The 13,246-nt window shown below is 70.6% G+C and carries 14 protein-coding genes; 4 read left to right on the top strand and 10 right to left on the bottom strand.

Annotation, left to right across the window (positions count from 1 at the left end):
• The 6 genes from AC0NH5_RS23585 to pdxH all read right to left on the bottom strand — a co-directional run bounded on the left by AC0NH5_RS23585 (nt 1) and on the right by pdxH (nt 5,075).
• Nucleotides 1-1,176 carry an acyl-CoA dehydrogenase family protein gene (locus AC0NH5_RS23585; RefSeq protein WP_474407461.1) on the bottom strand — a complete coding sequence of 392 codons (1,176 nt, stop codon included), beginning with the start codon at nt 1,174-1,176 and terminating at the stop codon, nt 1-3.
• A 31-nt stretch (nt 1,177-1,207) separates the two neighbouring features.
• Nucleotides 1,208-1,504 carry a type II toxin-antitoxin system VapB family antitoxin gene (locus AC0NH5_RS23580; protein WP_474407458.1) on the bottom strand — a complete coding sequence of 99 codons (297 nt, stop codon included), beginning with the start codon at nt 1,502-1,504 and terminating at the stop codon, nt 1,208-1,210.
• A 98-nt stretch (nt 1,505-1,602) separates the two neighbouring features.
• Nucleotides 1,603-2,220 (bottom strand): nitroreductase family protein, encoded by a 618-nt coding sequence (locus tag AC0NH5_RS23575; RefSeq protein WP_474407455.1) that lies wholly within the window; start codon nt 2,218-2,220, stop codon nt 1,603-1,605.
• The gene (locus AC0NH5_RS23570) at nt 2,220-3,140 is read right to left on the bottom strand and encodes an aldose 1-epimerase family protein (RefSeq protein WP_474407452.1); all 921 of its coding nucleotides are present in this window, start codon (nt 3,138-3,140) and stop codon (nt 2,220-2,222) included. Before AC0NH5_RS23570 ends, AC0NH5_RS23575 begins: the two co-directional genes overlap by 1 nt.
• A 10-nt stretch (nt 3,141-3,150) precedes the next feature.
• A complete protein-coding gene (locus tag AC0NH5_RS23565) occupies nt 3,151-4,398 on the bottom strand; it encodes an MFS transporter (RefSeq protein ID WP_474407618.1) in 1,248 nt (415 codons plus the stop codon).
• Between the two features lie 32 nt (nt 4,399-4,430).
• Nucleotides 4,431-5,075: a pyridoxamine 5'-phosphate oxidase gene (gene pdxH / locus AC0NH5_RS23560; RefSeq protein WP_474407450.1), complete on the bottom strand. Its 645-nt coding sequence runs from the start codon at nt 5,073-5,075 to the stop codon at nt 4,431-4,433.
• 170 nt (nt 5,076-5,245) lie between these two features.
• On the opposite strand from pdxH, the gene AC0NH5_RS23555 reads away from it, so the two are divergent.
• The 4 genes from AC0NH5_RS23555 (at nt 5,246) to AC0NH5_RS23540 (ending at nt 9,593) form a co-directional block, all read left to right on the top strand.
• Complete coding sequence (locus AC0NH5_RS23555) at nt 5,246-6,352, top strand: citrate synthase 2 (RefSeq protein ID WP_474407447.1); 1,107 nt, start codon at nt 5,246-5,248, stop codon at nt 6,350-6,352.
• A gap of 2 nt (nt 6,353-6,354) precedes the next feature.
• The gene (serC, locus tag AC0NH5_RS23550; RefSeq protein WP_474407445.1) at nt 6,355-7,473 is read left to right on the top strand and encodes a phosphoserine transaminase; all 1,119 of its coding nucleotides are present in this window, start codon (nt 6,355-6,357) and stop codon (nt 7,471-7,473) included.
• 528 nt (nt 7,474-8,001) lie between these two features.
• The gene (sepH, locus tag AC0NH5_RS23545) at nt 8,002-9,060 is read left to right on the top strand and encodes a septation protein SepH (protein WP_474407443.1); all 1,059 of its coding nucleotides are present in this window, start codon (nt 8,002-8,004) and stop codon (nt 9,058-9,060) included.
• Nucleotides 9,061-9,152: 92 nt separating this feature from the next.
• A complete protein-coding gene (locus AC0NH5_RS23540; RefSeq protein WP_474407442.1) occupies nt 9,153-9,593 on the top strand; it encodes a 2'-5' RNA ligase family protein in 441 nt (146 codons plus the stop codon).
• 31 nt (nt 9,594-9,624) lie between these two features.
• Here AC0NH5_RS23540 and AC0NH5_RS23535 read toward each other — a convergent pair whose 3' ends face one another.
• The 4 genes from AC0NH5_RS23535 to AC0NH5_RS23520 all read right to left on the bottom strand — a co-directional run bounded on the left by AC0NH5_RS23535 (nt 9,625) and on the right by AC0NH5_RS23520 (nt 13,224).
• Nucleotides 9,625-10,227, bottom strand: a complete 603-nt coding sequence (locus AC0NH5_RS23535; RefSeq protein WP_474407440.1) for a TetR/AcrR family transcriptional regulator — start codon at nt 10,225-10,227, stop codon at nt 9,625-9,627.
• Nucleotides 10,228-10,628: 401 nt separating this feature from the next.
• Entirely contained in the window at nt 10,629-11,096 is a 468-nt protein-coding gene (locus tag AC0NH5_RS23530) for a hypothetical protein (RefSeq protein ID WP_474407437.1), read from the bottom strand.
• A 156-nt stretch (nt 11,097-11,252) separates the two neighbouring features.
• Nucleotides 11,253-12,719, bottom strand: coding sequence for an MFS transporter (locus tag AC0NH5_RS23525; protein ID WP_474407435.1), 1,467 nt, complete (start codon nt 12,717-12,719; stop codon nt 11,253-11,255).
• Between the two features lie 70 nt (nt 12,720-12,789).
• Nucleotides 12,790-13,224, bottom strand: coding sequence for a MarR family winged helix-turn-helix transcriptional regulator (locus AC0NH5_RS23520; RefSeq protein ID WP_474407433.1), 435 nt, complete (start codon nt 13,222-13,224; stop codon nt 12,790-12,792).
• Between the last annotated feature and the right edge of the window lie 22 nt (nt 13,225-13,246).

The following is a 13,246-nucleotide window of genomic DNA, read 5'->3' as shown; positions in this document are numbered from 1 at the left end:
CTACCGAGCGAATGCGTTCAACCCGGTCAATTTCTGGCCGATCGAGAGCTGATGAATCTCGGACGTCCCCTCGTAGGTCAGCACGCTCTCCAGGTTGCTGGCGTGCCGCATCACCGGATATTCGCGGAGGATCCCGTTGCCACCGAGGATGGTCCGGCACTCCCGGGCGATCCGGATCGCCTCGCGCACGTTGTTCAACTTTCCGACACTGACCTGTTCGGGGCGCAGCGGCTTGTCGCTCGCGTCCCGCAACCGGCCCAGGTGCATCGCCAGCAGGAAACCTTTCTGCAGTTCGACCGCCATGTCGGCGAGTTTCGCCTGGGTGAGCTGGAATCCGCTGATGGGCCGGCCGAACTGTTCGCGGCGGCCGGCGTAGTCGAGCGCCGTGTCCAGGCAGTCCCGGGCGGCGCCCAGCACTCCCCAGATGATGCCCAGCCGCGCCTCGGTCAGGCAGGCGAGCGGCGCCATCAGGCTGCGCACGCCGGGTAGCCGCGCGCTCTCCGGCAGGCGCACACCGTTCAGGGCGATCTCACCGGTGCTCGACGCGCGCAGCGACATCTTGTGGTCGATGGGCCGCACGTCGAAGCCGGGGGTGTCGGTGGGGACCACGAACCCGGTCACGCCTTTCTCGGCGCGGGCCCAGATCACCGCCACGTCGGCGATCGGCGCGTTCAGGATCCAGGTTTTCACTCCGTCGAGCACCCAGTCGCCGCCGTCTCGGCGGGCCCGGGTGGACATCCCGGTGGGGTCCGAGCCGTGATCGGGTTCGGCCAGGCCGAAGCAGCCCAGCAGCCGGCCGGCGGCCATGCCGGGCAGCCACTGCTCCTTCTGGTCGTCGGAGCCGTATCTCCAGATGGCGTACATCGTCAGGGAGCCCTGCACCGAGACGAGGGACCGGATCCCGGAGTCGGCGGCCTCCAGTTCCATGCACGTCAGGCCGAGGACGACCGAGGAGGCATCGGCGCACCCGTACCCCTTGAGGTGCATGCCGAGGAGGCCGGCTTTGCCGAATTCGATGGCCAGGTCACGGATGGGGGCGGCACCGTTCTCGTACCACTCGGCCACGTCCGGTCTTACATGATCGTCGGCCACTCGGCGGGCCAGTGCGCGAGCGTCACGCTCGTCATCGGTGAGCAGTTCGTCAAGATCCAGCAGGTCAAGCGGTCTGACACCCATAGACACAAGCTAATGGGGTGATCACGCTATGTCACCCTTCGACTACCAACACGCGAGCGTGAATCTGGTTCCGCTGCTGCAGGGCGGCCCGGAGTGCCCGGTGCAAACCGTCCTCCAGATAGAGGGCGCCCTGGTATTCCACGACGTGCGGGAAGAGGTCGCCGTAGAAGGTCGAGTCCTCGGCGAGCAGCTTGTCGAGCGCCAGCTCCCGCTTCGTGGTGATCAGCTCGGCGAGCCGGATCGGGCGCGGTGGAATCTCCGCCCACTCCTTCAGCGTCGTCTGATGATCGGGGTACGGGGCTCCGTCCCGGACCGCTTTGAAGATCACGGCGGCTGCCCCTTTCCCTTGAACGTGCGCCCTGGACCGTACGCCCTGGACCGTATGCCCTGGACCGTGCGTCGCCTGTCAGCGTAACCGCGTGGCGGTCAGGCCTCGCCGGACGAAGCCCACCGGCCATGATGCACCACGTCGGCCACCGGGCGATGCCCGCGCCGCAGTGACGGGGACCTCTTGTCGGTACCCCGATAGCCGACAGTCAGAGCACCGATCGGCGTGAAATCGTCCGGCACCCCGAAAGCGCTCCGGAGCTTGCCGACGGACGCGGGCGGCACCCCGATGAAACAGGAGCCGAGATCCTCGTTGACGGCGGTGAGGTGCATGAGCAGCGCGGCGAATCCGGTGTCGATGTCCCAGTACGGCACCGGCCAGCGTGATTCGTCCCGGTCCGCCCAGCCTTTGTCGGACTCGGCGTACCGGTCCAGATAGACCGATTTGTTGGAGAACGGCACGATGATCAGTGGCGCGGTGCGCATCCGGTCCAGCCAGCCGCCCGGGTCCCCGTCCCGCGACGCCGTGCTCTCCCAGAAGAGATCCCGGTCCGCCTGCGAAGTGAGGACCAGGAAGCTCCACCCCTGGGAGAAGCCGGCCGACGGGGCCCGCAGCCCGTGCCGAACGATCTTGTCGATCAGCTCCGGTGGCACCGGACGGTCCGGGTCGTACCCCCGGACCATCCGTCGCCGGCGGACCACCTCGTCGAATTCCATCAGGCCCGGATGCCCCAGGAGGTGGTCCAGGTCTTGCCCGGCTCCAGCACGATCAGGTCCCGGCCGGTGCGGAAGGCGTCCGGCGGGCAGGTCATCGGCTCGACCGCGACCGAGCGGCGGAACCGCTCCCCGTTCAGGGTGTCGCCGGAGTAGACCTGCCAGTACCGGAACTTCTCGTCGGCCCAGACCACGATCCGCCGGTCCGAGTTCGGGTCGGCGAGGGTGACCGCGGTGATCCCGTCGGCGTCGAAGTCGATGTCGCCGAACGTGGTGTCCAGGACCGCGCTGCCGATCCGGCGCGGTTCGGCGTAGTCGTACTCGGTGCCGGTCACTTTGACCGCGCCGATCGGCAGCAGCCGGGAGTCGGCGATGATCCGGCTTTTCGCCGGGACCTGGAGCACGGTGTCGTCGACCGTCACACCGGGCAGGCGCAGGTACGGGTGGACCGAGTATCCCCACGGCGCGTTCGACCCGGACGTGTTGAGCACCTCCTGGACGCAGCGCAGGCCGTCCGCCGACACCGACCAGTGGCTGCGCAGCAGCAGCGACCACGGGTAGCCGACCTGCGCGGGCAGCACGAACTCCAGCGTCAGCGCGTCCACCGACCGCTCGGCCAGCCGCCACGAGGCCCAGTTGACCAGGCCGTGGATGGCGTTGTGCCGGGCCGGCTCGGTGAGCGCGAGCTGATGTTCCGCGCCCTCGAACTCGTACTGCCCGTCACGGATCCGGTTCGGCCATGGCGCGAGGATCTGACCCGCCGAGCCGGGGGAGATCTCATCGGTCCCGAAGCCGTCCAGCACGTCGACGCCGTCGACGGAGTACGCCCGGAGCGTGCCTCCGACCTCTGCGAGGACGGCCCGGTGGCCGTCCGCCTCGATCGACCACTGTTCGCCGGACCTCGCGGCTGACTCTGCGCTCATACCCGCGACACTATCGGTCCCCGGATCCGTCCCCGTCGGGCCGGTAGCGGATCAGCGCCGGAGACGCCGCCGCCAGCAGTACGGCCATCCCCGCGGCGGCGAACCCACCCCCCGCCCAGGAGGCGGAGACGCTGGTCAGGTCGGCTGTGGCGCCCGCTCGGAGGTCGCCCAGACGGGGGCCACCGGCAACGACGACGGTAAATACCCCTTGCAGTCTGCCGCGCAGCCGGTCCGGGGCGAACGTCTGCATGATCGTCTGGCGGTAGACCGCGCTCACGAGGTCCGCCGCGCCGGCGATCGCGAGCAGCAGCACCATCAGCCACAGCTGGTTCGCCAGGCCGGAGAACCCGATCGCGACGCCCCACCCGACCACCGCCACCACCAGGGCCAGGCCCTGTCGCCGGACCCGGCCGATCCAGCCCGAGGTGAGACCGCCGAGCACCGAGCCGATCGCGATGGCGCTGTAGAGCCAGCCGACCGCCGCGCCCCCGCCGAACTGGTCCTCGGCCACCGCCGGGAACAACGCCCGCGGCATGGCGAACACCATGGCGACCAGGTCGATCGCGAGGGAGAGCAGCAGAACCGGCTGGGTGACCAGGAACTTCAGCCCGACGGCGATGCCGCGCAGCCCCGCCGACGGCTTCTCCGACGCGTCGAAGGTCACCGGCGGGATCGGCGGCAGACGCCACGTCGCCCAGAACGTGACGGTGAACAGCAACGCGTCCAGCGCGTACGCCACGATCACGCCGGACCCGGTCGACCAGATCCCCATGATCAGACCCGCCGTCAGCGGGCCGAGCACCCCACCGGCCGTGGTGGCCGTGTAGTTCAACGTGTTCGCGGCCGGGACCATCGCCGCCGGGACGATCCGCGGCACGATCGCCTGCCGGGCCGGCGAGCTGATCGCGAACCCGGCCGACTGCACCGCGGTCAGCAGCAGCAACAGGTGCCCGCTGCGCACACCGAGCAGCGCCTGGGTCAGCAGCGCGCAGGTGGTCAGCCAGGTCAGCACGGAGCTGGCCAGCAGCAGCCGGCGCCGGTCCACCACGTCGGCGACCGCGCCGCCCCACAGCCCGAAGATCAGTAGCGGCACCAGCCCGGCGACGCCGAGCAGGCCCACCCAGGTGGGCGAGCCGGTGATCGAGAACATCTGCACGGGCACCGCCACCGCGGTGAACTGGAACCCGAAGTACGACGCGGAGTTGCCGATCCACGTCCGCCGGAACGTCGCCACCCGCAGCGGGCGGGTGTCGATCATCCAGGACCGGCGTTGTTCGGAGAGCCCCTGGCTCAAGGGGCGAGCCTCTCCACGACCCACCCGTCCGAGGCCCGCCGGAACCGCAGCCGGTCATGCAGCCGGCTGCTCTGCCCCTGCCAGAACTCCACCGCGTCCGGCACCACCCGGAACCCGCCCCAGTGCGGCGGCGCCGGCACCGGCCCCTCCGCGAACCGCGAGGTCGCCGCCGATAGGCCCGCTTCCACCGCTGCCCGGCCGGGCAGCACCCGGGATTGCGGCGAGGCCCAGGCCCCGAGTTGGGAGCCGCGCGGCCGGGAGGCGAAGTACTCCTCGGTCTCCGCCCGGGTCACCCGCTCGACGGAACCGGTGACGAGCACCTGGCGCTGCATCGGGAACCACGGGAAGACCAGGCTGGCGTACGGGTTGGCCGCCAGCTCCGTGCCTTTCCGGGACTCGTAGTTCGTGAAGAAGACGAAACCGCTTCGGTCGTACCCCTTGAGGAGGACCGTCCGCGCCGAAGGCCGCGCGGCAGCATCCGCCGTGGCCAGAATCATCGCGTTGGGTTCCGGCAGGCCGGCCGCCGCGGCCTCGGCGAACCAGCCGTCGAACTGCGTGACCCAGTCCCCGGCCAGCGCGCTCTCCAGAAGCGGCGTACGCCCGGTGTAGTCGCGGCGCATCCCGGCAGGCGAGGCAGTCATCGCACCCCAGTCTCTCGATTCGGATGCAACGACGTTAAGTCGCCCCGGCCCGGGAGTCAGGTGAACCAGGATGGGTGTCATCGAGAGCACAATCGCGACGGGTCGACCGTGCGGTTACCCGGCGGGCAAGATGAATCACTCACCGCAGTTCGGTTTCCCCAGGGAGTGCCGTGACCGACTTCAAGCCGGGACTCGAGGGCGTCATCGCGTTCGAGACTCAGATCGCCGAGCCCGACCGGGACGGCGGCGCGCTGCGCTACCGGGGCGTCGACATCGAGGACCTGATCGGACAGGTCTCCTTCGGTGACGTCTGGGGCCTGCTGGTCGACGGCAAATTCGGGCCCGGGCTGCCACCCGCCGAGCCGTTCCCGGTGCCGGTGCACTCCGGCGACATCCGGGTCGACGTGCAGTCCGCGGTGGCGATGCTCGCGCCTTACTGGGGGCTGTCCCAGATGCTCGACATCTCCGGTGAGCGGGCCCGCTCCGACCTGGCCCGGGTGTCGGTGACCGCGCTCTCGTTCGTCGCCCAGGCGGCCCGCGGCCTGGGTCTGCCGGCCGTCCCGCAGAAGGACATCGACAAGGCCGAGACCATCGTGGAGCGGTTCATGCGCCGCTGGCGCGGTGAGCCGGATCCACGGCACGTCAAGGCGGTGGACGCCTACTTCATCTCGGCCGCCGAGCACGGGCTGAACGCCTCCACCTTCACCGCCCGCATCGTCGCCTCCACCGGCGCCGACGCGGCCGCCTGCATCTCCTCCGGCATCGGCGCGCTCTCCGGCCCCCTGCACGGCGGCGCGCCCACCCGGGTGCTGCACATGCTCGAGGCGGTCGAGCGCAGCGGCGACGCCGCGTCCTACGTGTCCGACGTCCTCGACCGCGGCGAGCGGCTGATGGGATTCGGCCACCGGGTCTACCGCGCCGAGGACCCGCGCGCCCGCGTGCTGCGCCGCATCGCCAAGGATCTCGGCGCGCCCCGGTTCGAGGTGGCCGAAGCCCTGGAGGCGGCCGCGCTCGCCGCGCTGCGCGAGCGCAAGCCGGACGAGGAGCTGTGGACCAACGTCGACTTCTGGGCCGCCGTGGTCCTGGACTTCGCGGAGGTGCCGGCGCACATGTTCACCTCGATGTTCACCTGCGCCCGGGTGGCCGGGTGGAGCGCGCACATCCTGGAGCAGAAACGCCTCGGCCGGATCCTGCGGCCCAGCCTCCACTATGTGGGACCGGAGCCGCGCAAGCCGCAGGAGGTCGAGGGCTGGGATCAGCTCACGCATAATGTGTGACCGTGGCTGATATCCGGATTCCTGACGAGATCAAACCCGTCGACGGACGGTTCGGCTCCGGGCCGAGCAAGGTCCGCCCCGAGGGTGTCGAGGCGCTCTCCGCGGTCTCCCGCACGTTCATGGGCACCTCGCACCGTCAGCGCACGGTGAAGAACCAGGTCGCCCGTCTGCGCCGCGGCCTCGCCGAGTTCTTCGCCATGCCGGACGGCTACGAGGTGGTCCTCGCCAACGGCGGCACCAGCGCCTTCTGGGAGGTCGCCACGTTCGGCCTGGTCCGCAGCAAGGCGCAGTTCGCCGAGTTCGGCGAGTTCGGCGCCAAGTTCGTCCAGGCCGTCACCGCCGCGCCGTTCCTCGACCAGCCCACCGTGCACAAGGCGCCGGGCGGCCAGGCCGCCTTCCTGACCGCCGAGGCCGGCGTCGACGTCTACGCGAGCGTGCAGAACGAGACCTCCACCGGTGTCGCGGTCCCGGTCCGCCGCGTCCAGGGCGCCGACCCGGGTGCGCTGCTGCTGACCGACGCCACCTCCGGCGGCGGCAGCCTCGACGTCGACCTGCGCGAGACCGACGTCTATTACCTGGCCCCGCAGAAGGCCCTCGGCTCCGACGGCGGCATCTGGCTGGCCCTGATGTCCCCCGCCGCCATCGAGCGCGCCTTCGAGATCAAGGGCAGCGGCCGTTACATCCCGCAGTTCCTCGACCTGGTCACCGCCATCGAGCAGTCCCGGCTGGAGCAGACCTACAACACTCCCGCGCTGGCCACAGTCTTCCTCGCCGCCGAGCAGCTGGACTGGATGAACGCGCAGGGCGGCCTGTCCTGGGCGGTCAAGCGCAGCGCCGAGAGCGCCGCCACCGTCTACGGCTGGGCCGACCGCTCCTCGTTCGCCGAGCCCTTCATCACCGACCCCGCGCTGCGCTCCTCGGCGGTCGCCACCATCGACTTCGCCGACAGCATCGACGCGGCCACGATCGCCAAGATCCTGCGCGCCAACGACATCGTGGACACCGAGCCGTACCGCAAGCTCGGCCGCAACCAGCTGCGCATCGCCCTCTACCCCACCGTCGACCCGTCCGACGTGGCCGCGCTGACCGCCTGCATCGACTACGTCGTCGAGCGCCTCTAAATCTTTCGACCCTTAACTGCTTTTTTAGTACGAGCCATGACAAGTCCCCGGATACCGCAGCGGCCTGGCTGCCACGCCGGCCTTTGCCGCCCGCGCCGGGCGGAGCTGCCCACTCACCCCAGCGGGTGACCAACGCACTGTGGTGACTTCGGGTGCGCTCCGCACCCCAAGTCACCACGCAGATCGCGGGCCTGCGCGCTCCGCACCCCGAGTCACCACGCCGGCTCGTGCACTGTGGTGGCTTGGGGCGGGCTCGAGACCTCAGGTCGGCGCGCCGGTGCGGAGGTCTCGAAAGAGGGCGTGACGTGGCTCATTGGAGTTGACTACCGGACACCCGTACCCCTAAAAGGGTTTGCTGGGTTTGAATGGATCACGAATCTGGAACTTGAAGATCATCATCGCTGGTCAGCCAGTTTGACGGCGTGGCTTACCCCCATAGGGTGACCAAGGCGCGTACCGTGTTCCGAAACGCGCCCGGGTGGCTGACTCTCGGGAGCACAGGCCAACGCGACGGGACGGAGGCAACGCATGCGGCCGGTACGCTTCGTCGCCCTCTCCGAGGACGGTCAGGCCCTGGTGCTCGCCGACGAGGTCGGCCGGCTCCTGGCCCTCCCCATCGACGAACGGATCGCGGGAGCGCTGAACGAGGGGCCGCCGACGGCATCGGGGACGGCGCTGGCGGTGATGGCACCCGAGATGGCGCCGTCGCTCTCTCCGCGTGACATTCAGGCACGCATCCGCTCCGGTGAGTCCGCCGAGGACGTCGCCCGGATCGCCGGCGTCCCGGTCGACCGGGTGCTGCGTTACGCGGGCCCGGTCCTGCAGGAGCGCGCGATGCTCGCGCAGCACGCCCGCCGCACCCGGCTGAAGACGTCGGATTCCGGGCAGCCGCTCGCCGAGGTGGTCGACAGTCGGCTCGCGCAGCACGGCATCGACACCGAGAAGATCTCCTGGGACGCGTTCCGCCGCGACGACGGCACCTGGCGCATCGTCGCCACCTGGCCGTCCGGCAAGGCCACCGCCCAGGCCATCTGGGACCTGGACAAGGGCCGTCAGGTGGTCTCGCCGCACGACGACATGGCGCAATACCTGTGCGCCGAGCGGCCCACCCAGATCCTCGGCCAGGACCCGGTGCCCGAGCGCGGCGGCCACGGCCTGCCCGGCCCGGCCCGCGGCAACGAGCCGTCCCGCGGCGGTCACGGCCTGCCCTCCGCCGACAACGCGCCGTCGCGGCCCAACCGCGACCCGATCCGCGCCGGTCGTGACGCCCTGCTCGCCTCCCTGGACCGCCCGCTCGAGGGCAGTTCCGGCCGCAACCTCGACCAGCCGTCCCGCCGCCCGGTCGCCGGCGGCGCCGCGGCCCTGCTCGGCGGCGGTTCCGGCTCGGCCTTCGACGACGACGCCGACCTGCCGAAAGAGGTGCCGGCCGTGCCGTCGCTGGCAGTGCTGCGCCCGCGCCGCACGGTGGGTCAGAACTCCCCGGCCAACTCGGAGGCCGAGGAGGGCAGCAGCAAGCCCCGCAAGCGCCTGCCCAGCTGGGACGACGTGCTCTTCGGGGGCGGCCCCGCCGCCCGGGAGTCCTCCTGAGCCTGTTCGTCGCCGTCTTCCCCGACGAGGACGCCCGGCTGCACCTGAAACGCCACCTGCCTGCCGGCGGGGGTCGCGCTGACAAGTGGCACGTGACGCTTGCGTTCCTCGGCCCTGACACTGCCGATTCCGCCGATCAGGCCGACCGGGCCGGCGAGGTCGCCCGCGCGCTGGCCGAGCTTCCTCCGCCCGGCCCGATCGCGCTGCGGCTGGCCGGCGGTGGCCGTTTCGGCACAGTGCTCTGGGCCGGACTGGGCGGCGACGTCGAGAAGCTGGCCACCTTCCGCGAGGACATGCGGTCCACCCTGCTCAAAGCCGGCTTCCCGATCGACGAGCGTCCGTTCCGCCCGCACCTCACCGTCTCCTACCGCTTTCACCGGGGCATCCACGAGGCGCTGCGGGACTACGCCGGTCCGCTCTGGCAGGTCGACGCCTTCTGGCTGGTGTTGAGCGCGGCCGGCGAGTACCACCGCCTCCACGCCTGGCCGACCCACCAGCCCACGTTCGGTCCGCCGAGCTCCGAGCACCCCTGAACGACACCCGCCGGCCCGGGTGGACCGCGCCTTACGGAGCCGCTTCGGCGCGGATGCCGTTGATCATCAGGCGTAGGCCGTAGCGGAACTGCTCCTCGGACCCGACCACCGGCATCTCGGCACCCGGCAGGCCGCCGCCCATCGCCTCGCTCACCTGGTGCCAGCGCTCGTCCCGCACCCCGGCGTTGACGGCCATCGCCAGCGCCGCCGCGACATAGGCGATCAGCGCCTGCGCGGCGTGGACCACTCCCGCAGGCGGCAGGCCGGCCTCCGCGAGAGCGGCGTTGAGCTGCCCCGCGAGGCGACGGCCGTTCGGTCCGAGCGGTGGCCGCGCCGCGATGTGCGCCGCGATGCCGGGGTGCCCGAGCGCGACGGCCCGCACCGACGTCAGGATCGCCCGCACCCGCTCGTGCCAGGCCACCCCGGACCCCGGTGCGGTGACTTCGGCGACGGCCAGGTCGGCGACGGCGTCCAGCAGAGCCTCCCGGTTGGGGAAGTGCCGGTAGATCGCCATCGGATCGCAACCGAGGTCGGCGGCGATGCGGCGCATGGACATGGCGGCCGCACCCTCGCGGTCGCCGAGGCCGAGCGCTGCCTCGGCGATGAGCGTGGGGCTGAGGGGTCGTTTCGGCACAACGGCAGTCTACGGCGTAGACACCGGCTCGCCGCATGTCTACGGTGTAGACATGCGACTCCTCCTAACGGGCCGCGTCATCGCGGCCGGCCTGAGCCTCTGCACCTTCGGCTTTCTCTTCCTGCACGACTCCTGGCGCCGGGACAACATCTTCCTGGTTCCCGACCTGATCCTCTGCGCGGTTCTGCTCGCCGGAGCGCTGCTGCCGCCCGGAGCAGCCGCCCCAACCCTCACCGTGGGATTCGCCTACGCCGCGGGCGTGCTGACAACGTCAGTCATGTCTTACGCGGTGCGTGGTGAGCTGGGCCTGCCCAGCCTGGTGGGCACGGTCGTGGCGGCGGGGCTGGCCGTGGCGCTGGCCGTGGCGGCGGCCCACCACCGGCGCAAGCCGCCGGTGCCGATCAGCGGGAGCTGTCCGAGCCAGGACGCCGCAGCGTCAGCCCCGCCGCCTCCAGCTGACCCTCCACACGCAGCCGCTCGATCTCGCGGTCCACGCCGTTGAGGGGCTGCAGGTGCTCGTCCACACCGAGCTGACGGCAGGCGATCTGCAGGCGGATGTCATAGGCGCTCTGGACGGCCGCGAGCCAGACCTTCGACGAGCGGGTCAGGTCACTGCGGCGCTGGTGGTCGAGGCGACGGAGGTCGTACGCAATCTGCTCGATGGCCGGGTCGTCCAGAGCCGCGAGCCGGGCGTCCACGTCGAGGACCCGCAGGGTGCTGTCCAGGCCTTGCAGCTGCCGGCAGCCGCGCCGGGTGAGCATGCGACGGATGAGGCGTGCGTCGGGGGCGAGCAGGGCCGCCGCCGCGCACGGCAACACGAGCAGCGCCGAGAGCGCCGCCGAAAGCACAGCGATGTGCACGATTGCCACGGTTCGACGCTAGGCCCTCGGCGGTTGGGTCCGGAATAACCGTTTGGTGGAACCGCTCTGCCACCTTCACCAGCAGAAACGCGGATCTTGTCGAGTTCAGCCCGGCAAAATCCGGAAAGAGCACTCAACAGGGCTGAACTCGACAAGATCTTGGATTCAGATCCGAGCCACCGGCCCCGATCGAGCCGCCGGACCGGAACGAGCCAGCGGCTCGGCGTGCGGCGAGGCGGCAACCCGAACACCGGTCGGCGCCGGCGAATCAGAAGCAGGCGGCTCAGGAGCGGGCGAGCTCGAAGCGGACGAGTCCGAGGCCGGCGAGCTGGAAGCCGGCGAGTCCGAAGCAAGCGTGTCCGGAACCCCGGCCAGCACCCGCACCCGCAGCCGCGGCCGGACCCGCACCTCCACCCGATCCCCGCCGACCCGCAGCTGCCACACCAGCGCACCCACGGCGGCCAGGAAACTCACCATCCCGGCCGCCCAGATGCTCGACGGCACGCCGTAGTGCTCGCCCCACCACCCGGCCAGGGTCGCGCCGATCGGCGTGGTTCCGAGGAAGACCAGGACGTACAGCGCCATGACCCGCCCCCGGTAAGCCGGGTCCACGCCCATCTGCACCCGGTGGTTGGCACCTTGCGCCAGATAGATCGAGAAGAACCCGGTGGGCACCAGCAGCAGCGCCGCGACCAGGAAGTTCGGCGAGAATCCGACGGCCACCTCGAACAGCCCGAAGAGCATCGCGGCACCGATCACCTTGTAGACGCCGGGCCGCGTGCTGCGCCGGGTCCCGGCCAGCGCGCCACCGAGGGAGCCGATCGCCAGGGCCGTCGTGAGCAGGCCGAACGTCGACGGGCCGGCCTGGAAGTCGATCTTCGCGAGGGCCGCCAGGGTGACCGGGAAGTTGAAGCCGATCATGCCGATCATCGACATCAGGCAGATCGGGAGCAGCAGGTCGTGCCGCTTGCCGACGTACCGCAGGCCGTCGATCACCCGGGTGCTCGCGCCGCTCTTGCGCTCGGTGCGGAGCAGGTCGGCCGAACGCATCCGGAGATAGGTGAAGACCGGCGCGACCGCGAGCACCGTCGAGATCAGGAACACGCCGGGCGTGGAGAGCACGGCGAGCAGCACACCGGCCAGGGCGGGGCCGCTGATCCGGGCGATGTTGAAGGTCGCGGCGGACAGGGCCAGGGCGTTCGGCAGCAGCCGCAGCTCGACCAATTCGGAGACGAAGGACTGCCGGACCGGTGTCTCGACGGCGTTCGCGATGCCGAGCAGCAGGGCGAAGACGAAGACGTGCCAAAGCTCGACCACCCCGCTGGCGACCAGCACCGCGAAGGCGATGGCGAACACCGCGAACGCGGCGTTCGCCCCGATCAGCAGCTTGCGCTTGTCGTACCGGTCGGCCAGGCGGCCGCTCCAGAGCGTCAGGAGCATGACCGGTACGAACTGGAGCGCAGTCACCATGCCGAGGGCGCCCGGCGAGTTGCCGGAGAGTTCCAGCACCAGCCAGTCCTGGGCCGTGAACATCATCCACACGCCGACCAGCTTCACCAGCTGTCCGCCGGCGAAGAGGCGGTAGTTCGGGACGTGCAGGGATCGGAATGTGGAGCCTAGAGCTGCCCGCACGTGGCTGTGCCCCCTCCGGTTCGGTCGTACGCGTCATCGTCGTGTGACGAAGCGGATCGACCTGACGGGTTCAGCCCCGAGCGACGCGCTGCAGGATCTCCGCAGCTCGAGCCAGGGTGTCCCGTTCCTCGGGGGTCAGCTGCACCAGCTGCTTGGCCAGCCATTCGTTTCGTGCCCGCTCGTACTGCGTGTAAACCGCGCGCCCCTCGTCGGTGGCGGCCAGGATCACCTGGCGCCCGTCGGTGGGATGCGGCGTCCGCGCCACGAGTCCACGCTCCTCCAGCTTCCCGACGATCTTGGTCATCGTCGGGGGCTGAACCCGTTCCACGTCGGCGAGCTCACGAGGGGTCAGCGCGCCGGCCAGTTGGAGGCTGGTCAGTGCGGAGAGCTGACTGAACGTGAGGTCACCGACCGGGCGGGCCTGGCGGACTCGGCGGCCGAGCCGGGTGATCGCGTCCCGCAGCGTCTTGGCCAGCGGTTCGGCTGTCGTACGCTCCGTCGTCATCACCCGCTCCATCACAATACTT

This window comes from Actinoplanes sp. 13, from assembly GCF_056134165.1.
The sequence above is the reverse complement of the archived record's forward strand: the minus strand, read 5'-3'. Positions and strand labels throughout refer to the sequence as shown.